The sequence below is a fragment of the Pseudomonas sp. MN1F genome, from assembly GCF_009391885.1.
Lineage (GTDB): Bacteria > Pseudomonadota > Gammaproteobacteria > Pseudomonadales > Pseudomonadaceae > Aquipseudomonas.
This window is the reverse complement of record NZ_VZII01000025.1, coordinates 22,203-40,081: the sequence shown is the minus strand read 5'-3', so window position 1 is coordinate 40,081 and position 17,879 is coordinate 22,203. Positions and strand designations below refer to the sequence as shown.

18 protein-coding genes are annotated in these 17,879 nt (G+C 63.7%); 1 reads left to right on the top strand and 17 read right to left on the bottom strand.

Annotated elements, in window-relative coordinates; all coding sequences use genetic code 11:
* Nucleotides 1–73: 73 nt before the first annotated feature.
* Complete coding sequence (locus F6X59_RS13925) at nucleotides 74–2,629, top strand: PepSY domain-containing protein (RefSeq protein ID WP_372240384.1); 2,556 nt, start codon at nucleotides 74–76, stop codon at nucleotides 2,627–2,629.
* 82 nt (nucleotides 2,630–2,711) lie between these two features.
* Here the strand turns inward: F6X59_RS13925 and F6X59_RS13920 are convergent, their stop codons facing one another.
* The 17 genes from F6X59_RS13920 to iscU all read right to left on the bottom strand — a co-directional run bounded on the left by F6X59_RS13920 (nucleotide 2,712) and on the right by iscU (nucleotide 17,844).
* The gene (locus F6X59_RS13920) at nucleotides 2,712–3,503 is read right to left on the bottom strand and encodes an amidohydrolase (RefSeq protein ID WP_152956698.1); all 792 of its coding nucleotides are present in this window, start codon (nucleotides 3,501–3,503) and stop codon (nucleotides 2,712–2,714) included.
* Nucleotides 3,491–4,639 (bottom strand): pyridoxal phosphate-dependent aminotransferase, encoded by a 1,149-nt coding sequence (locus F6X59_RS13915; protein WP_152956697.1) that lies wholly within the window; start codon nucleotides 4,637–4,639, stop codon nucleotides 3,491–3,493. The genes F6X59_RS13920 and F6X59_RS13915 overlap by 13 nt, the downstream gene beginning before the upstream one ends.
* Before the next feature lie 149 nt (nucleotides 4,640–4,788).
* Nucleotides 4,789–6,252, bottom strand: coding sequence for a ribosome biogenesis GTPase Der (gene der, locus F6X59_RS13910; protein ID WP_152956696.1), 1,464 nt, complete (start codon nucleotides 6,250–6,252; stop codon nucleotides 4,789–4,791).
* A 117-nt stretch (nucleotides 6,253–6,369) separates the two neighbouring features.
* The gene (gene bamB, locus F6X59_RS13905; protein WP_346653156.1) at nucleotides 6,370–7,512 is read right to left on the bottom strand and encodes an outer membrane protein assembly factor BamB; all 1,143 of its coding nucleotides are present in this window, start codon (nucleotides 7,510–7,512) and stop codon (nucleotides 6,370–6,372) included.
* Nucleotides 7,513–8,151, bottom strand: a complete 639-nt coding sequence (locus F6X59_RS13900) for a tetratricopeptide repeat protein (RefSeq protein ID WP_346653155.1) — start codon at nucleotides 8,149–8,151, stop codon at nucleotides 7,513–7,515. It lies immediately after the preceding gene.
* Nucleotides 8,152–8,190: 39 nt separating this feature from the next.
* The gene (hisS, locus tag F6X59_RS13895; protein WP_372240383.1) at nucleotides 8,191–9,480 is read right to left on the bottom strand and encodes a histidine--tRNA ligase; all 1,290 of its coding nucleotides are present in this window, start codon (nucleotides 9,478–9,480) and stop codon (nucleotides 8,191–8,193) included.
* A gap of 24 nt (nucleotides 9,481–9,504) precedes the next feature.
* Nucleotides 9,505–10,614, bottom strand: a complete 1,110-nt coding sequence (ispG, locus tag F6X59_RS13890) for a flavodoxin-dependent (E)-4-hydroxy-3-methylbut-2-enyl-diphosphate synthase (RefSeq protein WP_060511408.1) — start codon at nucleotides 10,612–10,614, stop codon at nucleotides 9,505–9,507.
* 3 nt (nucleotides 10,615–10,617) lie between these two features.
* Nucleotides 10,618–11,646 (bottom strand): RodZ domain-containing protein, encoded by a 1,029-nt coding sequence (locus F6X59_RS13885; protein ID WP_152956695.1) that lies wholly within the window; start codon nucleotides 11,644–11,646, stop codon nucleotides 10,618–10,620.
* Nucleotides 11,643–12,404: a type IV pilus biogenesis/stability protein PilW gene (gene pilW, locus F6X59_RS13880; RefSeq protein ID WP_152956694.1), complete on the bottom strand. Its 762-nt coding sequence runs from the start codon at nucleotides 12,402–12,404 to the stop codon at nucleotides 11,643–11,645. Before pilW ends, F6X59_RS13885 begins: the two co-directional genes overlap by 4 nt.
* Nucleotides 12,405–12,417: 13 nt before the next feature.
* Nucleotides 12,418–13,563, bottom strand: a complete 1,146-nt coding sequence (gene rlmN / locus F6X59_RS13875; protein ID WP_152956693.1) for a 23S rRNA (adenine(2503)-C(2))-methyltransferase RlmN — start codon at nucleotides 13,561–13,563, stop codon at nucleotides 12,418–12,420.
* A gap of 28 nt (nucleotides 13,564–13,591) precedes the next feature.
* Nucleotides 13,592–14,017: a nucleoside-diphosphate kinase gene (gene ndk / locus F6X59_RS13870; protein WP_054887567.1), complete on the bottom strand. Its 426-nt coding sequence runs from the start codon at nucleotides 14,015–14,017 to the stop codon at nucleotides 13,592–13,594.
* Between the two features lie 90 nt (nucleotides 14,018–14,107).
* Nucleotides 14,108–14,308 (bottom strand): Fe-S cluster assembly protein IscX, encoded by a 201-nt coding sequence (gene iscX, locus F6X59_RS13865; protein ID WP_023382209.1) that lies wholly within the window; start codon nucleotides 14,306–14,308, stop codon nucleotides 14,108–14,110.
* Nucleotides 14,309–14,318: 10 nt separating this feature from the next.
* Entirely contained in the window at nucleotides 14,319–14,660 is a 342-nt protein-coding gene (fdx, locus tag F6X59_RS13860) for an ISC system 2Fe-2S type ferredoxin (protein ID WP_054887566.1), read from the bottom strand.
* A gap of 3 nt (nucleotides 14,661–14,663) precedes the next feature.
* A complete protein-coding gene (gene hscA / locus F6X59_RS13855; protein WP_152956692.1) occupies nucleotides 14,664–16,526 on the bottom strand; it encodes a Fe-S protein assembly chaperone HscA in 1,863 nt (620 codons plus the stop codon).
* 42 nt (nucleotides 16,527–16,568) lie between these two features.
* Nucleotides 16,569–17,090, bottom strand: a complete 522-nt coding sequence (gene hscB, locus F6X59_RS13850) for a co-chaperone HscB (RefSeq protein WP_346653151.1) — start codon at nucleotides 17,088–17,090, stop codon at nucleotides 16,569–16,571.
* A gap of 8 nt (nucleotides 17,091–17,098) precedes the next feature.
* On the bottom strand, nucleotides 17,099–17,422 hold the full coding sequence (gene iscA, locus F6X59_RS13845; RefSeq protein WP_023630636.1) for an iron-sulfur cluster assembly protein IscA: 324 nt from the start codon (nucleotides 17,420–17,422) through the stop codon (nucleotides 17,099–17,101).
* Nucleotides 17,423–17,457: 35 nt separating this feature from the next.
* Nucleotides 17,458–17,844, bottom strand: coding sequence for a Fe-S cluster assembly scaffold IscU (gene iscU, locus F6X59_RS13840; protein ID WP_007929523.1), 387 nt, complete (start codon nucleotides 17,842–17,844; stop codon nucleotides 17,458–17,460).
* Nucleotides 17,845–17,879: the final 35 nt, after the last annotated feature.

Below are 17,879 nucleotides of genomic sequence, written 5' to 3'. Positions count from 1 at the left end.
GTGAGCGGGGCTTTTGCGTATCAAGGCATAATGCACGCCGCGCGGTCGGTGGCAGCAACACAAGGTGAGAGATGTGGTGAAGAAGACGCTGTTCCAACTGCACTGGTTGTTTGGCATCACCGCTGGCCTGGTGCTGGCCTTGATGGGTATCACCGGTGCGCTGTACTCGTTCCAGGAAGAGTTGCTGCGCGCCTTCAACGCCGATGTGCTCAAGGTCGAGGTCCGCGCCGAGGGCGTGCTGCCACCGGCCGAGCTGGTGCGCCGGGTCGAGGCCGAGCAAGGCGACAAGGTGTCGATGCTGTGGGTCGACGTGCGCGAAGGCAACGCCGCGCGGGTATTCTTCACCCCGCTACCGGGTGAGCGCCGGGGCGCGCTGCGCTACGCCGACCCGTATACCGGTGAGCTCAAGGGCGAGGCCACCGGGCAAGGTTTCTTCAACCTGATGCTGACCCTGCACCGCTTCCTCGCCATGGGCGACACCGGCCGGCAAATCACCGGTGCCTGCACCCTGATGCTGGTGTTCTTCTGCCTGTCCGGCCTGTACCTGCGCTGGCCGCGCAAGGCGCTGAACTGGCGCACCTGGCTGACCTTCGACTGGGCCAAGCAAGGCCGAGCCTTCAACTGGGACCTGCACGCCGTGGCTGGAACCTGGTGCCTGCTGTTCTACCTTCTGTTCGCACTGACCGGGCTGTTCTGGTCCTACGAATGGTACCGCTCGGGCCTGAACAAACTGCTGGCTGACCAACCCGCCGCTGGCCAGCAACAGAAGCGCGGCGAAGGCCGGGGCCGCCATGGGCCACCCAAGGTCGACAAGAACGCGCCGCCGCTGGTGGTCGACTATGACGCTATCTGGGCCAGCCTCAAGGCCGCCGCCGGCCCTGGCCTGGCCATGTACAACCTGCGCCTGCCTCCAGCCGGTGGCCAGCCGGCCAACCTGTTCTACCTGCTCGAAGATGCCGCCCACCCGCGCGCGTTCAACACCCTGGTGCTCGACCCGGCCACTGGCCAGGTGAAAAGCCAGGACCGCTACAACGACAAGTCTTTCAAGGCGCAGCTGCTGCAGAGCGTCTACGCCCTGCACGTCGGCGAATATTTCGGCCTGCCGGGTCGCATCATCGTCACCATCGCCAGCCTGACCATGCCGCTGTTCTTCGTCACCGGCTGGCTGCTGTACCTCGACCGCCGGCGCAAGAAGCGCCAGGTACGTGCCGCTCGCGGCACTGTCGACAGCAACCCGGCCAGGGGCGATGGCTGGCTGATTGGCTTCGCCAGCCAGAGCGGCTTCGCCGAGCAGCTGGCCTGGCAGAGCGCCGGGCAGCTACAGGCTGCCGGCTTGCCGGTGCAAGTGCGCGCCCTGGCCGACCTGGGTGAACAAGACTTGCGCCAGGCCAGGCGCGCCCTGTTCGTGGTCAGCACCTTTGGCGACGGCGAAGCGCCAGACAGTGCCCGCAGTTTCGAGCGCAAGGTCCTCGGCCAGCCCTGGGCACTGAACAACCTCAGCTATGCCCTGCTCGCCCTTGGCGACCGCCAGTATCCGCATTTCTGCGGCTTCGCCCGGCGCCTGCAGGCGTGGCTTGGCGAGCGCGGCGCCAGCAGCGCATTCAGCCCGGTGGAAGTGGACAACGCCGACCAGGCCGCCTTGCAACAGTGGCAGCAGGAACTGGCGCAACTGACCGGTGCCCAGCCTGTCAGCGCCTGGCAGCCGCCGAGCTTCGGCAACTGGACCCTGGTGCAACGCGAGCTGCTCAACCCAGGCAGCCAAGGCCAGCCGGTCTACCTGCTGGGCCTGCGCCCCGAGCAACCGGCCAGCTGGGAAGCCGGTGACCTGGTGGAAATTCTGCCACTCAACGGCCAGCCAAGGATCACCGCGTTCCTCCACGGCATGGCGCTGGACGCCGCGGCCATCGTGCATGTCGAGGGCCTGCAGCAAACCTTGAACCAGGCGCTGGCTGGCCGCCAGCTGCCAAGCCGTCGTGATCACCTGCTCGGCCTGCACCCGCAAGCGCTGGTCGATGCATTGGTGCCGGTCGGCAGCCGCGAGTACTCGATCGCCTCGATCGCCAGCGATGGCGTGCTGGAGCTGATCGTGCGCCAGGAGCGCCATGCCGACGGCAACCTCGGCCTCGGTTCCGGCTGGCTGACCGAGTACCTGCCGCAGGGCGGCACCTTGAGCCTGCGCCTGCGCCGCAACAGTGGTTTCCACCTGCCAGAGACGGCGGCACCGATGATCCTGATCGGCAACGGCACCGGCCTGGCCGGCCTGCGCAGCCTGATCCGGGCGCGGGTCAATGCGAGCGAGCCACGCAACTGGCTGCTGTTCGGCGAACGTAACCGGGCGCATGACCTGCTATGTGGCGCTGAGCTGCAGGGCTGGCTCGACAGCGGCGACCTGGCGCGGCTGGACCTGGCGTTTTCGCGGGATCAGGCCGAGAAAGTGTATGTACAGGATGTGTTGTTGCAGCACGCCGAGGACTTCAAGCGCTGGGTGGCTGATGGGGCGTGTGTGTATGTCTGCGGCAGCCTGCAAGGGATGGCGGCAGGCGTGGATGCAGCGCTCAATGGCATGCTTGGGGAAGCAGCGGTACAGCAGCTGATCGAGGATGGGCGGTATCGGCGGGATGTGTACTGATCAGATAGTGATGTAACCAGCACCGGCCTCTTCGCGGCGGTTCGACGCCTCGATAAACCCGCGAAGAGGCCAGTACAGGCTATCAATGCAGCTCGAAGGTATCGGCATCCAGGTTGGCCGGGAACTTGGTGCGGTACGCCGCCAGCTCCGCCGCGCTCAGCACTGCAGTGAACACCCCGTCTGCCTCCCCTGCACTGAGCAGGCTCTCACCCTGGAAGTCCAGCACCTGGCTGTCGCCGGAATAGGCAAAGCCCTTGCCGTCCGTCCCTACCCGGTTCACCGCCGCCACGTAGCACAGGTTCTCGATGCCCCGCGCCGGCAGCAGGCGGTTCCAGTGCTGGCGACGCGCCGCGGGCCAGTTGGCGGTGTACAGCAGCAGGTCGGTGTCCTGCGCATCGCAGCTCCACACCGGGAAACGCAGGTCGTAGCAGATCAGCGGGCGCACCCGCCAGCCCTTGACCTCGAACTGCACCTGGCGCTCACCCGGGGTGTAGTGCTTGTGCTCGCCGGCCATGCGGAACAGGTGACGCTTGTCGTAATGCAGGATCTCGCCATCCGGCCGCGCCCACAGCAAGCGGTTGCGATGGCTGCCGTCGGCGGCCTGGATGATCACACTGCCCGTGATCACCGCGTCGATACGCTTGGCCTGGGCCTTGAGCCATTTGTAGGTCGGGCCGTTCTCAGGCTCACAGAGGGTTTCGGACTGCATGGAAAACCCCGTGGTGAACATCTCGGGCAGGACCACCAGGTCGCTGCCACGGGCCTGGTCCAGCAGCACCTCGAAATGCGCGTAGTTGGCCTCACGGTCATGCCACGCCAGGGTGGTCTGGACCAGGGCGACGTTCAGGTTGGGCAGAGCACTCAGATCGCGCATAGTTTTTCCGCTGCCTGACGCAGCGTCTCCTCACGTTTGGCAAAGCACAGGCGTACCAGGCGTTGCTCGGGGATGGGTTGCTGGTAGAACACCGACACCGGAATGGTCGCCACGCCATGTTCACGGGTGAGCCACAGGGCCATGTCGACATCGTTCAGGTCCGGGCGGATCTGCGAGTAGTCCACCAGTTGGAAATAGGTGCCCGCCGTGCGGGTAAAGCTGAAACGCGAGCCTTCGAGCAGGTCGCAGAACAGGTCGCGCTTGGCCTGGTAGAAGCCCGGCAGTTCGTCGATGTGCTCCGGGTGCTCGGCCATGAAGTCGGCCAGCGCGCATTGCAACGGCGTCACGCCGCAGAAGTTGACGTACTGGTGCACCTTGCGCAGTTCGGCGCTCAAGGCCGGCGGCGCGATCACGTAGCCGGTCTTCCAGCCAGTGACGTGGTAGGTCTTGCCGAACGAGCTGATCACGAACGCCCGCGAGTACAGCTGCTCGTGGGCCAGCACGCTGGCATGGCGCACGCCGTCATAGACCAGGTGTTCGTAGACTTCGTCGCTGATCAGGTAGATATCGCGCTCGGCGATCAGCTTGGCCAACTGGTCGAGGTCTTCCCGGCTGATCAGCGCGCCGCTGGGGTTGTGCGGCGAATTGAGAATGACCATGCGCGTACGCGGGCTCAGGGCATCGCTGAACTTCTGCCAGTCGATGCGGAAGTCGCCATCGCTCAGTTGCACATGCACACAGCGCCCGCCAGCCAGCTCCACGGAGGGCTCGTAGCTGTCGTAACAGGGATCGAAGACGATCACCTCGTCGCCTGCGTGGATCACCGCCTGGATGGCGCAGAAGATCGCCTCGGTGGCGCCCGGGGTGATGGTTACCTCCTGATCGGCATCCACCTGCGCGCCATACAACCGCGCGACCTTGGCTGCCACCTGCTGGCGCAGGGCCGGTAGGCCGGTCATCGGCGAATACTGGTTATGCCCGGCGGCAACATGCCGGCCGACTGCATCGAGCAGCGCCTGCGGGCCGTTGAAATCGGGAAAACCCTGGGACAGGTTGAGCGCGCCGGTCTGCGCGGCGAGCTGGGACATGGTGGTGAAGATGGTCGTGCCGACATTCGGCAGTTTGCTGCGGATCATGGAGCCCTCTTTCCTGGGGTGTATCCGGCACGGGGTGGAGTCCGAGCATAGCGGATCGAGCGGTCAGGAAAAAGGTTGAAACAATAGGGGGATTGCTTTGGATCAAAGGGCTTCTTCGCGGGTAACCCCGCGAAGAAGCCGACGCGCAATCAGCGCTTGTCGCGGCGCTTCTTCTCGGCCTTCTTGTGGTGCGACATCAGGCGGCGCTTCTTGTTGACCTGGCGATCGGTGAGGGTGTTCTTCTTGCCCTCGTACGGGTTCTCACCGCCCTTGTACTCGATGCGGATCGGCGTACCGACCAGCTTCAGCACGCGGCGGTAGGTGTTTTCCAGGTAACGCGAGTACGACTTGGGAATGCTCTCGGTCTGGTTGCCGTGGATCACGATCAGCGGCGGGTTGGCACCACCGAGGTGGGCATAGCGCAGCTTGATGCGGCGACCGTTGACCAGCGGTGGCTGGTGCTCGCTGACGGCATCTTCGAGGATCTGCGTCAGGCGGCTGGTTGGCCAGCGGGTCACAGCCGAGGTGAACGCGGCCTGCACCGACTTGTACAGGTTGCCCACGCCGGTGCCGTGCAAGGCGGAGATGAAGTGGATGTCGGCGAAGTCGACGAAGAACAGCCGGCGCTCCAGTTCGGTCTTCACGTAAGCGCGCTCACCCGGCTCCATGCCATCCCACTTGTTCAGGGCGATGACGATGGCGCGGCCGGCCTCGAGGGCGAAGCCCAGCAGGTTGAGGTCGTGGTCCACCACACCTTCGCGGGCGTCCATGACGAAGATCACCACGTTGGCGTCCTTGATCGCCTGCAGGGTCTTCACCACCGAGAACTTTTCGACTTCCTCGTGGATCTTGCCGCGCTTGCGCACACCGGCAGTGTCGATGAAGGTGTACTTGTCGCCATCACGTTCGAACGGGATGTAGATACTGTCACGGGTAGTACCTGGCTCGTCGTACACCACCACGCGCTCTTCGCCGAGCATACGGTTGACCAGGGTCGACTTGCCAACGTTCGGGCGGCCGATGATGGCGATCTTGATGCCATCTTTCTCGCTTGGGCCAGGAATGCGCACAGCCTCCTCGCCTTCTGCGACATCCTGGTCAAGGGCTTCTTCCTCGGCGTCACGCGGCAGGTGGCCCAGCACGGCTTCCATCAGGGCGCTGATACCACGGCCTTGGGAGCCCGCCACCGGAATGGCGTTGCCCATGCCCATGGGCGAGAACTCGGCACGTGCAACATCGGTGTCGATGTTGTCGATCTTGTTAGCCACCAGGATGGCCGACTTGTTGCGCTTGCGCAGGTGCTCGGCAATCATCTGGTCCGCAGCGGTCATGCCAGCGCGGGCGTCGACCAGGAACAGCACATAGTCGGCTTCTTCGATGGCCATCAGCGACTGCTCGGCCATCTTCTCGTCCATGCCCACTTCGTCACCGGTGATACCGCCAGTGTCGATAAGGATGAAAGAACGACCCTGCCAGGTGGCATCACCGTACTGGCGATCACGGGTCAGACCCGACAAGTCACCGACGATGGCATCGCGGGTCTTGGTCAGGCGGTTGAACATGGTGGATTTGCCGACGTTCGGGCGGCCCACCAAGGCGATTACGGGAACCATGCGGCTCTCCACTCTTGAATTCTTGAAAATGCAAAGGCCGCTGCAAGGCAGCGGCCGGAGTTCGGGCGGCGTGTCCTACGCCGCAGCTTGAAGCCCGCCAAGGCTTCAAGCATAGCCTCAGCGGACGGTCAGTGCCTCGAGCTTGCCGCTGTTGCCGAAGACGTAGATGGTGTCGCCGACCACAAGTGGGCGGGCGCGCAGGCCATCGCTGTCGATACGCTCACGGCCGACGAAGCGGCCATCGACCTGGCTCAGCAGGTGCAGGTAACCCTCGAAGTCCCCTACAGCCACGTAGCTGGAGAACACTTCAGGCGCGGTCAGTTGGCGGCGGGCCATCGAATCGTTGGTCCACAGTGCGCTGGAAGAGCGCTCGTCGACACTTTCAACGGTACCGGTGGCTTCGCTGACATAGACGTTGCCGTAGCCCTGGGCGACGCCCACATAGCTGGAGGCATCGCGCTGCCACAGTACACGGCCGCTTTCCAGGTCCAGGCCCGCGACGCGGCCCTGGTAGGTGCTGACGTACAGGGTACCACCGGACAGCAGCAGGCCGCCGTCGATGTCGACCACGCGGTCCAGTTCGGAACGGCCCTGCGGGATGGCCACGCGGCTCTCCCACACTGGCACGCCGTTGTTGATGTCCACCGCCACCACCTTGCCGGTGGACAGGCCGGCGACGGCCAGGCGGTTGGTGGCGATCGGCGCGCCGGTGCCACGCAGGGTCAGCACGGCCGGGGTGTTTTCGTAAATCCAGCGGCGGTTGCCGGTGCTGGCGTCGAGACCGATCAGGCGGTCGTCCTGGGTCTGCACCACCACCACGTCACCGTTATTGGCAGGCGGCGCCAGGACTTCGCTGGTCACGCGGGAGCGCCAGCGCTCTTCACCGGTGCTGGAGTCCAGCGCGACGACTTCACCCTTGAGGGTGCCGAGCATCACCAGGCCGTAACCCACGCCGACCGCGCCGGAAACCGGCAGCTCGAGGTCTTTCTTCCACACCACGTCACCGGTGATGCGGTCGAGGGCGAACACTTTGCCGTTGACGTCGGCGGCGTAGATGCGGTCATTCTCGATGGCCGGTACCAGGGTGTTGTAGGTCTCGCCCTGGCCGTCACCGATCGAACGGCTCCACTGCTTTTTCAGTACCACTTCTTCGGTGAACTTGGTCAGCTCGGCCGGAGGCAGTTCCTTCTTGCTGTTGCTGCTGCAACCCGCGGCCAGGATGGCCAGGGTCAGCACTGCTGCTTGTTTCCAACCGATCACTTACGCGTCCCCTTTGGCCAGGTCATCCAGCTTCAGTTGCAGGCCACCGACCGCTGCTTCATCAGACAGCGCGGCCTTGGCTTTTTCGTAGGCACTGTGGGCATCGTCGCCGCGACCCAGTTGCACCAGCAGGTCACCCTTCAGCTCTTCACGGCTGGCCAGGAATGCCTTGTCAGCATCGCCATCGAGCAGCTTGAGGGCCTCTTCGGCCTTGTTCTGGGCAGCGAGCACACGCGCCAGGCGCTGGCGCGAGATTTCGCCCAAGGTGACGTCGGCCGGCTTGTCCAGCACGCTCTTCAGCTCGGCAGCAGCGTCGTCGAGCTTGCCGCTCTCGACCGCGACCTTGGCCACGAACAGGCTGCCGTACTGGGCGTATGCAGTACCGCCGAACTCGCTCTTGAGCTTGCCGGCCAGCTCCGCAACCTTGGTTGCGTCTGGCTGGCCATTCGGCGTCAGGCTGGTCTCAAGCAGGGCCTGATACAGCTGCGAGGCACCTTGCGACTGGTTGTTCTGGTACTTGTGCCAGGTATTCCAGCCCATCACCACCACACCAGCCAGCAGGGCACCGGTCAGCAGCGGCTTGCCGTTGCGGTTCCACCAGTCCTTGACCCCTGCCAGTTCATCATCGGTACTCGACACCCCAATACTCCTTTTCGCCTATTCGCTTGTTGAACCGCGTTACGCCTTAGCGATCGCGGTTTCCAGGTGCTCAGCCAGAGCATCCCAGGCAATGTTCTGTTGTTCGCCCTGACCACGCAGGGGCTTCAAGCCGATCTCTTGCTTGGCCAGTTCGTCGTCGCCGAGGATCAGGGCGAACAGCGCGCCGCTCTTGTCGGCCTTCTTGAACTGGCTCTTGAAGCTGCCACCACCGGCGTTGACCGCCAGGCGCAAGCCCGGCAGGCGGTCGCGCAGGCTTTCGGACAGGCGCAGGCCGGCCAGTTCCGCCTGCTCGCCAAAGGCGCACAGGTAGACGTCGATGGTGCGGTTGATCGACTCGGGGACCTTGCCGAGGGTTTCCAGCAGCAGGATCAGGCGCTCGATACCCATGGCGAAACCAACGCCAGTGGTCGGCTTGCCGCCCATCTGCTCGACCAGGCCGTCGTAACGGCCACCGGCGCAGACGGTGCCCTGGGCGCCGAGCTTGTCGGTGACCCACTCGAACACGGTCTTGCTGTAGTAGTCCAGGCCACGTACCAGCTTGGTGTTGATCACGAACGGGATGCCAGCGGCGTCGAGGCGAGCCTTGAGGCCCTCGAAGTGCACGCGGGAATCTTCGTCCAGGTAGTCTTCCAGCTTCGGCGCGCCAACCAGCACCGCTTGGGTACCCTGGTCCTTGCTATCGAGGATGCGCAGCGGGTTGCTCTTGAGGCGGCGCTGGCTGTCTTCGTCGAGCTGCTCCAGGCGCGCCGAGAGGAACTCGACCAGCGCGTCACGGTAGCGGGCACGAGCTTCGCTGGTACCCAGGCTGTTGAGCTCGAGCTTGACCGCGTCCTGGATGCCCAGCAGGCCCCACAGGCGCCAGGTGAGCATGATCAGCTCGGCATCGATGTCCGGACCGTCCAGGTTGAACACTTCCACACCGATCTGGTGGAACTGGCGATAGCGGCCCTTCTGCGGGCGCTCGTGGCGGAACATCTGGCCGATGTACCAGAGTTTCTGCACCTGGCCGTTGCCAGTGATGCCATGCTCCAGTACCGCGCGCACGCAGGCGGCAGTGCCTTCAGGGCGCAGGGTGAGCGAATCGCCGTTGCGGTCCTCGAAGGTGTACATCTCTTTTTCGACGATGTCGGTGACTTCACCAATGGAGCGCTTGAACAGCTCGGTGAACTCGACGATCGGCGTGCGGATCTGGCTGTACCCGTAGGTGTCCAGCAGGCCGGCGACGGTGCCTTCGAAGTAGCGCCAGAGCGGCGACTGCTCTGGCAGGATGTCGTTCATGCCACGGATGGCTTGCAGCGATTTGCTCACGAAAAGTCCTTACGAATCTGTGTGTCAGCTGCGGGCGATCAGCGCCGCGTCAGCCTCGACCTTTTCGGCCGCTTTCTGGCGGATGAGCTTCTCCAGCTCATCGACCAGGTTGTCATTGGTCAGCTTTTGCGCCGGCTTGCCGTCGATGTAGATCAGGTTCGGCGTTCCACCGGTCAGGCCCACGTGGGCTTCCTTGGCTTCGCCGGGGCCGTTGACCACGCAACCGATCACCGCCACGTCCAGCGGCACCAGCAGGTCTTCCAGGCGCCCTTCCAGCTCGTTCATGGTCTTGACCACATCGAAGTTCTGCCGCGAGCAGCTCGGGCAGGCGATGAAGTTGATGCCACGCGAACGCAGGTGCAGCGACTTGAGGATGTCGTAGCCGACCTTCACTTCTTCGACCGGGTCGGCCGCCAGCGAGATGCGGATGGTATCGCCGATGCCTTCGGCCAGCAGCATACCGAGGCCGACGGCGGATTTCACCGTCCCCGAGCGCAGGCCACCGGCTTCGGTGATCCCCAAGTGCAGCGGCTGGATGATCTGTTTGGCCAGCAGGCGGTAGGCTTCGACGGCCATGAACACGTCGGAGGCCTTCACGCTGACCTTGAAGTCCTGGAAGTCCAGGCGGTCGAGGTGCTCGACGTGACGCAGGGCCGATTCGACCAGCGCGGCCGGGGTCGGCTCGCCGTACTTCTTCTGCAGGTCCTTTTCCAAAGAACCGGCGTTGACGCCGATGCGGATCGGGATGCCCCGGTCGCGGGCAGCGTCGACCACCGCGCGCACGCGGTCTTCACGGCCGATGTTGCCCGGGTTGATGCGCAGGCAATCGACGCCAAGCTCGGCGACACGCAGGGCGATCTTGTAGTCGAAATGGATATCGGCCACCAGCGGCACACTGACCCGCTGCTTGATCTTGCCGAACGCTTCGGCGGCGTCCATGTCCGGTACCGAGACGCGGACGATGTCGACACCGGCATCGACCAGGCGCTGGATCTGCGCCACGGTGGCCATCACATCGTTGGTGTCGGTGTTGGTCATGCTCTGCACCGCGATGGGGGCATCACCACCCACCGGCACATTGCCGACCCAGATTTTGCGGGATTCGCGACGTTTGATCGGAGATTCGCCGTGCATGACTTACTGTCCCAACTTCAGGCGAGCGGTCTCGCCACTGGTGAACGGGGCAACATCGACGGCCTGGCCGTTGTAGCTGACCTGGGCGCCACGGGCAAAGCCCAGGCGGACCGCGAACGGCGGCTTGCCAGTCAACTCGAGGTTGTCCCCCTTGCGCTTGACGGCGCTGAACAGCACCTTGCCGTTGCCATCGGACACCTGGGTCCAGCAATCGGCGGTGAACTGGATGGCAACCTTGGCGCTGCCGGCCGGCACGGCCGCCGGGGCGGTAGGCTCGGCAGCGGCAACGGCCGGCACGCTGGCAACTGGCGCGGCAGGCGCTGCAGGGGCAGGGGCTGGCGCGACAGCATGAACCGGTGCCTGCTGAACCGGAGCAGGAACAGGCACTGGAGCCGGTGCAGGCGCAGTCGCAGTCGCGGCCGGGGCGGCTTCGCTGGTGGTTTCGGCTGCCGCCTCGGCGGGGGCCTGCTCCAGTGGCAGCGGTGCGCTCTCAGGTTGCTGACCCGCGGTCACGGCCTGGTCTTCAGGCTCGTCCAGCGGGTGAATCTGGGTGGTACCGTCGGCACTTTCGACTTCCACGTGCTCCAGCGCCATCTTGGCCAGGTCCTTGCCTTTCAGGCTGCCCTGGTCCTGCCACCAGATGAAGCTGCCGCCGACCACAGCGACCAGCAGCAACAGGGTGACGCCGCGCATGATGTTGTGCGACAGGCGCACCGGTTCTTCGATGCGGCCCAGGGAATGCACTTCACTGCCCTTGGCATGGGTACCGGTGTACTGGTCGAAAGCCTCGACCAGCGGTGCTTGGTCCATGTCCATCAATTTGGCGTAGGCGCGGATGTAACCACGAGCGAAAGTATGCCCTGGCAGCTTGTCGAAGGCGCCGGTTTCCAGGTGGTTCAACGAACTTACGGTGAGGTTGAGCTTGCGGGCCACCTCGGCTTGCGACCACTCCCGTTTTTCGCGGGCCTGGCGCAACAGCTCACCGGGGTTCTGGCCAGTCGCTGCTGCTACTTCGGGATGCGCGGCTTTCATCGTTGCTCCGACAGGTATTGCTGATATTCCGGCGTACCGGGATAAAGTCGTTGTAATTGCTGGCCCAGATCGGCCAGGGTGCCCTGCTCGTCGAATACCCGGGCAAGGCGGCTGCCCAGCAGAAGGCTACGGGGACTGTGATCGCTTAACTGGCTGAAACGATCGTAGTAATCCCGGGCCGGCACATAATGCCTGTTTTCGAAGGACAACTCAGCCATTTCCAGCAACGCTCTGGGCTGGCGTCGGTTGAGTTGCAGGGCCTTGGTCAGATACGCATGTGCCTGGTCGCGATCGCCGAGCTCCAGGGCGGTCAGGCCAAGGTTCTCGTACACCCGCGAACGTTCAGGATACAGGGTATCGGCACTGGCCAGGCGAAACATCTGCTCGGCTTCGGCAAAACGTTGCTGAGCATATAGGAAACTGCCGTAGTTGTTGCGAATTCGCGTGTCGCCCGGGCGGGCAGCCAGCGCTTTTTCGAAGTGCCCATTGGCAAGGGCTGGCTCACCTTCGGCCTGGAACACCAGGGCCAGGGCCGCATGAGCATCGGCATCCCCGGCATTCAGCGCGAGCGCCTTGCCCAAGGGGGCCTTGGCCTGCTGGGTCAAACCTTGTTGCAAATAACCCAGGCCAAGCTGCGTATAGGCCCGCCCTGCCTCCGCCCGCCCCTGGCGATTGGCCAGAGGGTCGCTCGCGCCGCCCGACACGCAGCCGGCCAGCAGCGAAAGCGCAAGGATCGACAGCGCGGCGCGCAGGCTCATGGCAAGGCCGGACTCAGTGACGCACGGTGCTGTCTTGCAGCTCGGCGTCAGCGGACAGCTGGCGGACCGCGATGTAGCGCTCGCTGCGGCGGGTACGGTCGTTGACCTGACCCACAAGCTGGCCACAGGCAGCGTCGATGTCGTCGCCACGGGTGGTACGGGTGGTGACATTGAAACCACCGTGGTGCAGCAGGTCCTGGAAGCGGCGAATCGCGTTGTTGCTCGGCCGCTCGTAACCCGAATGCGGGAACGGGTTGAACGGGATCAGGTTGATCTTGCACGGTACGTCACGCAGCAGCTCGATCATCTGTGCCGCATGCTCAGGCTGGTCGTTGACGTCCTTGAGCAGGGTATACTCGATGGTCAGCACACGCTTGCCGCCCAGGGTCGACATGTAGCCCATGCACGACTCCAGCAGCATCTTCAGCGGGTACTTCTTGTTGATCGGCACCAGCTGGTTGCGCAGCTCGTCGTTTGGCGCGTGCAGCGACAGCGCCAGGGACACGTCGATGTGCTTGGCCAGTTCATCGATCATCGGCACCACGCCCGAGGTGGACAAGGTGACGCGACGCTTGGAAATGCCGTAGCCCAGGTCGTCCATCATGATGTGCATGGCGGCGATGACGTTGTCGAAGTTCAGCAGGGGCTCGCCCATGCCCATCATGACCACGTTGGTAATCGCGCGGTCGATCTTGGCCGGGACGGTCCCGAAGGATTTGTTCGCAAGCCACACCTGGCCGATCACTTCGGCGGCAGTGAGGTTGCTGTTGAAGCCTTGCTTGCCGGTGGAGCAGAAACTGCAGTCCAGGGCGCAGCCGGCTTGCGACGAAACGCAGAGGGTACCGCGGTCGTCGGTGGGGATGTAGACGGTCTCGACGCAGCTGCCGGAGGCAACGCGGATCACCCATTTACGGGTGCCGTCGGCGGAAATGTCTTCACTGACCACTTCCGGAGGGCGAATCTCGGCAACGGCCTCGAGCTTTTCGCGCAAGACCTTGCCTACGTTGGTCATGGCCGCAAAGTCGGACACGCCAAAATGGTGAATCCATTTCATCACCTGACCGGCACGGAAGCGCTTCTCCCCTATCGAGTCGAAGAACTTTTCCATTTCCGGCTGGGTCAGCCCCAACAGGTTGATTTTGCCAGTAGATGTCGTCATGGATTCACCCTCACCCGTAAGCTTTCGCTTAGCGAGTGGTTACCTCGGTAGCAGCGAAGAAGTAAGCGATTTCGCGAGCAGCAGCAGCTTCGGAGTCCGAACCGTGAACGGCGTTGGCGTCGATCGACTCGGCGAAGTCAGCACGGATGGTGCCTGGAGCAGCTTCTTTAGGGTTGGTAGCGCCCATCAGCTCACGGTTCAGAGCGATGGCGTTTTCGCCTTCCAGAACCTGAACAACGACTGGGCCGGAAGTCATGAAGGCAACCAGGTCAGCGAAGAAGCCGCGCTCTTTGTGCTCGGCGTAGAAGCCTTCGGCTTCGGCTTTGGACAGTTGCTTGATTTTCGAGGCAACGATTTTCAGGCCGGCTTCTTCGAAGCGGGTGGTGATCTTGCCGATAACGTTCTTGGCAACGGCGTCAGGCTTGATGATCGAGAAAGTACGTTGAACAGCCATGGAAAACTCCAGAATATTGAGTGTTACGAAAAATTAAACCCGCGAATTATACGCGGGTTCCAGGGGATTGCCTAACCTGCAGCGTCACGCTTAGTCGGCTTCTTCAATCCAGGCCGCCTGGATGGCCTCGAGCACTTTCTCACCGCCACGTGACGGATCGTCGCTGAACTCTGGCAAGGCCAGCACCCAACGGTGCAGATCGACGAAATTCACATATCTAGGATCAACGTCCGGCTTGCTTTCCGCAAGCTGGATGGCGATCTCAAGTACATCAATCCATTTCAGGCTCATCGGGCAAACCTCAGTGCGGCGCTTCGGCAGCGTGATTGAGCGAATACTTCGGAATCTCGATGGTGAGGTCATCCTCACCGACGATCACCTGGCAGGCCAGGCGCGATTGCGCCTCCAGGCCCCAGGCCTTGTCCAGCATATCCTCTTCCAGCTCGTCGGCTTCCTCGAGCGAGTCGAAGCCTTCACGCACGATGCAGTGACAGGTGGTGCAGGCGCACACACCGCCGCACGCGCTTTCCATCTCGATGTGGTGCTCGTGGGCCAGCTCCAGGATGTTGGTCCCTGGCTCCACTTCAACCACCAGCCCGTCCGGGCAGAACTTCTCGTGCGGCAGGAAAATCACCTGGGGCATCGGTTACTCCTCGATCTCATTCAGGTTGCGCCCGGCCAGTGCGGCTTTGACCGTCGAATCAAGGCGACGGGCGGCAAAAGCATCGGTCACCTGCGACAGACGCTTGGTCTGCTGCTCGATGGCCGCGCCATCAGTGCCGCTGAGCAAATCACGCAATTCTTGCATCTGGTACTCGATGGCGACCCGCTCGTCTTCGCTGAGCAGGCGCTCACCGTCGGCGTCCAGGGCGCCCTGCACCGCTTCGAGCAGGCGTTCGCCGTCGACCTGGTGCTCGCGCAACTGGCGCGCCTGCTTGTCGGAACCTGCGTGCTCGAAGGAATCCTTGAGCATGCGGGCAATCTCGCCGTCGGTCAGGCCGTAGGACGGCTTGACCTGAATGCTGGCTTCCACGCCCGAGCCCAGTTCGCGGGCGGCAACGCTGAGCAGGCCATCGGCGTCGACCTGGAAGGTCACGCGGATCTTGGCGGCGCCGGCAACCATGGCCGGAATGCCGCGCAGCTCGAAGCGCGCCAGGGAGCGGCAGTCGCTGATCAGCTCGCGCTCACCCTGCAGGACGTGGATCATCATGGCTGACTGGCCATCTTTATACGTCGTGAATTCCTGGGCGCGAGCCACCGGAATGGTGGTGTTGCGCGGGATCACCTTCTCCATCAGCCCGCCCATGGTCTCGAGGCCCAGGGACAGCGGGATGACATCGAGCAGCAGCAGCTCGCCACCTTCGCGGCGGTTGCCGGCCAGGGTGTCGGCCTGGATGGCGGCGCCGATGGCCACCACCTGGTCCGGGTCGATCGAGGTCAGCGGGGTGCGACCAAACAGCGCGCCCACGGCTTCGCGCACACGCGGCACGCGAGTCGAACCACCGACCATCACCACTGCGCCTACTTCTTCCAGCTCGACGCCGCTGTCGCGCACAGCGCGGCGGCAGGCTTTCAGGCTGCGGGCAACCAGCGGCTCGATCATGGCTTCGAAGGCGGTGCGGCTCAGTTCGCCCGTCCAGGCACCGTGGCTGACGCTGACAGTGTCGGCATCGGTCAGGGCTTCCTTGGCAGCGCAGGCGGCCTGCAGCAACTGGCGCTGGGTGGCCGGATCGAGATCAGCGGACAGGCCGGCCTGCTCGATGATCCAGCCAGCAATGACGTGGTCGAAATCGTCGCCCCCCAGGGCGGTATCGCCACCGGTAGCCAGCACTTCGAACACACCGGCAGTCAGGCGCAGAATGGAAATATCAAAGGTACCGCCACCCAGGTCATAGATGGCCACCAGGCCTTCAGCGTTCTGGTCCAGGCCATAGGCCACGGCAGCGGCAGTCGGCTCGTTGAGCAGGCGCAGCACGCTCAGGCCGGCCAGCCGTGCAGCGTCCTTGGTGGCCTGGCGCTGGGCGTCGTCGAAGTAGGCCGGCACAGTGATCACTGCGCCCACCAACTCGCCACCCAGGGTGGCTTCGGCACGCTCGCGCAGCACCTTGAGGATGTCGGCGGACACTTCGACCGGGCTTTTCGGCCCTTGGACGGTGTCGATGAACGGCATGTGCGACTCACCGCCGATAAAGCGGTACGGCAGTTGCTCACCAAGCTGCTTGACGTCTGCCAGGCCACGGCCCATCAGGCGCTTGACCGACAGCACGGTGTTCAGCGGGTCGCTGGCAGCCGCTTCGCGCGCGGCCAGGCCGACTTCGCTGTGGCCAGCCAGGTATCGCACCGCCGAAGGCAGAATGACGTTGCCCTGCGCATCGGGCAGGGGCTCGCTGCGACCGCTGCGCACGGCAGCGACCAGAGAATTGGTGGTACCCAGGTCGATACCCACCGCCAGGCGGCGCTGGTGCGGCTGAGGGCTTTGACCGGGTTCGGCGATCTGCAGTAGGGCCATGCTTATCTGAATACCTTAGGCGTCATCACGGGCGACACCGGGTTAATCGTCGAGGCGCTCTTCCAGTTGGCGCACTTCTTGGGCGAGCTTGTCGAGGAATTGCATGCGGCGCATCAGGCGTTCGGCCTTGTCGCGCTCGGCAGGCACATCCCAGCAGGCGGCGAAATCCTCGTTGAGGGTGTCCTGAGCAGCCTTCAGGCGCTTCTTGAACACAGCCACGCCATCGAGGTCGGCTTCGTCCTGCAGCTCTTCGAGCTCTTCACGCCACTGCATCTGCTGCAACAGGAAATCAGGGTCATGGACCGTGACCTCCTGAGGCACTTCGTGGCCACCGATAGCCAGCAGGTAGCGGGCACGGCGCGGCGCACTGCGCAGGGTCTGGTAGGCATCGTTGAGGGCCGCGGACTTTTCCAGCGCTACCCGCTGCTCGCGCTCGGAGGCGTCGGCGAAGCGGTCCGGATGGACCTCGCGGGCCAGCTCGCGATAGCGAGTGGCCAGTTTGTCGAGGTCCAGGCGGAAGCAGGGCTGGAGGTCAAACAGAGCGTAATGACAAGGAGTACCCACGGCCAGCCTCAGACGTTGAAGCTTTCGCCGCAGCCACACTCACCGCGCACGTTGGGGTTGTTGAACTTGAAGCCTTCGTTCAACCCTTCCTTGACGAAGTCCAGCTCGGTGCCATCGAGGTAGACCAGGCTCTTGGGATCGATGATCACCTTGACGCCGTGGTTCTCGAACACCTGGTCCTCTGCGGCCAGCTCGTCGACGAACTCCAGCACGTAGGCCAGGCCCGAGCAGCCGGTGGTGCGCACGCCCAGGCGAATGCCCTCACCCTTGCCGCGCCCGTCGAGGGAGCGGCGAATGTGGTTGGCGGCGGCTTCTGTCATGCTGATAGCCATCGGAACTCCTTGAGTCTTACCTTGCAACGGGCGGCTTAGATCAAGCCTTTCTTCTGCTTGTAGTCGCGAACAGCTGCCTTGATGGCATCTTCAGCGAGTACCGAGCAGTGGATCTTCACTGGCGGCAACGCCAGTTCTTCCGCCAGCTGGGTGTTCTTGATGGTTTCGGCTTCGTCCAGGGTCTTGCCCTTCATCCACTCGGTGGCGAGGGAGCTGGAAGCGATGGCCGAACCGCAGCCGTAAGTCTTGAACTTGGCATCTTCGATGATGCCTTGCTCGTTGACCTTGATCTGCAGACGCATCACGTCACCGCACGCTGGGGCGCCGACCATGCCGGTACCGACATCCGGGTCTTCGGCGTTCATCTTGCCGACGTTGCGTGGGTTTTCGTAGTGGTCGATGACCTTTTCACTGTATGCCATGGTGCAATTCCTTCCTCATCAGGGAGCCGCTCTTG

Excerpts from the sequence above, each read along its gene's own strand:
- der (WP_152956696.1), bottom strand. The coding sequence starts at position 6,252 with ATGGTTCCCGTAATCGCCTTGGTGGGCCGCCCGAACGTCGGCAAATCC.
- ispG (WP_060511408.1), bottom strand. The coding sequence starts at position 10,614 with ATGCACGGCGAATCTCCGATCAAACGTCGCGAATCCCGCAAAATCTGG.
- iscA (WP_023630636.1), bottom strand. The coding sequence starts at position 17,422 with ATGGCTATCAGCATGACAGAAGCCGCCGCCAACCACATTCGCCGCTCC.
- hscA (WP_152956692.1), bottom strand. The coding sequence starts at position 16,526 with ATGGCCCTACTGCAGATCGCCGAACCCGGTCAAAGCCCTCAGCCGCAC.
- iscX (WP_023382209.1), bottom strand. The coding sequence starts at position 14,308 with ATGAGCCTGAAATGGATTGATGTACTTGAGATCGCCATCCAGCTTGCG.
- iscU (WP_007929523.1), bottom strand. The coding sequence starts at position 17,844 with ATGGCATACAGTGAAAAGGTCATCGACCACTACGAAAACCCACGCAAC.
- rlmN (WP_152956693.1), bottom strand. The coding sequence starts at position 13,563 with ATGACGACATCTACTGGCAAAATCAACCTGTTGGGGCTGACCCAGCCG.
- F6X59_RS13920 (WP_152956698.1), bottom strand. The coding sequence starts at position 3,503 with ATGCGCGATCTGAGTGCTCTGCCCAACCTGAACGTCGCCCTGGTCCAG.
- fdx (WP_054887566.1), bottom strand. The coding sequence starts at position 14,660 with ATGCCCCAGGTGATTTTCCTGCCGCACGAGAAGTTCTGCCCGGACGGG.
- pilW (WP_152956694.1), bottom strand. The coding sequence starts at position 12,404 with ATGAGCCTGCGCGCCGCGCTGTCGATCCTTGCGCTTTCGCTGCTGGCC.
- F6X59_RS13885 (WP_152956695.1), bottom strand. The coding sequence starts at position 11,646 with ATGAAAGCCGCGCATCCCGAAGTAGCAGCAGCGACTGGCCAGAACCCC.
- F6X59_RS13915 (WP_152956697.1), bottom strand. The coding sequence starts at position 4,639 with ATGATCCGCAGCAAACTGCCGAATGTCGGCACGACCATCTTCACCACC.
- ndk (WP_054887567.1), bottom strand. The coding sequence starts at position 14,017 with ATGGCTGTTCAACGTACTTTCTCGATCATCAAGCCTGACGCCGTTGCC.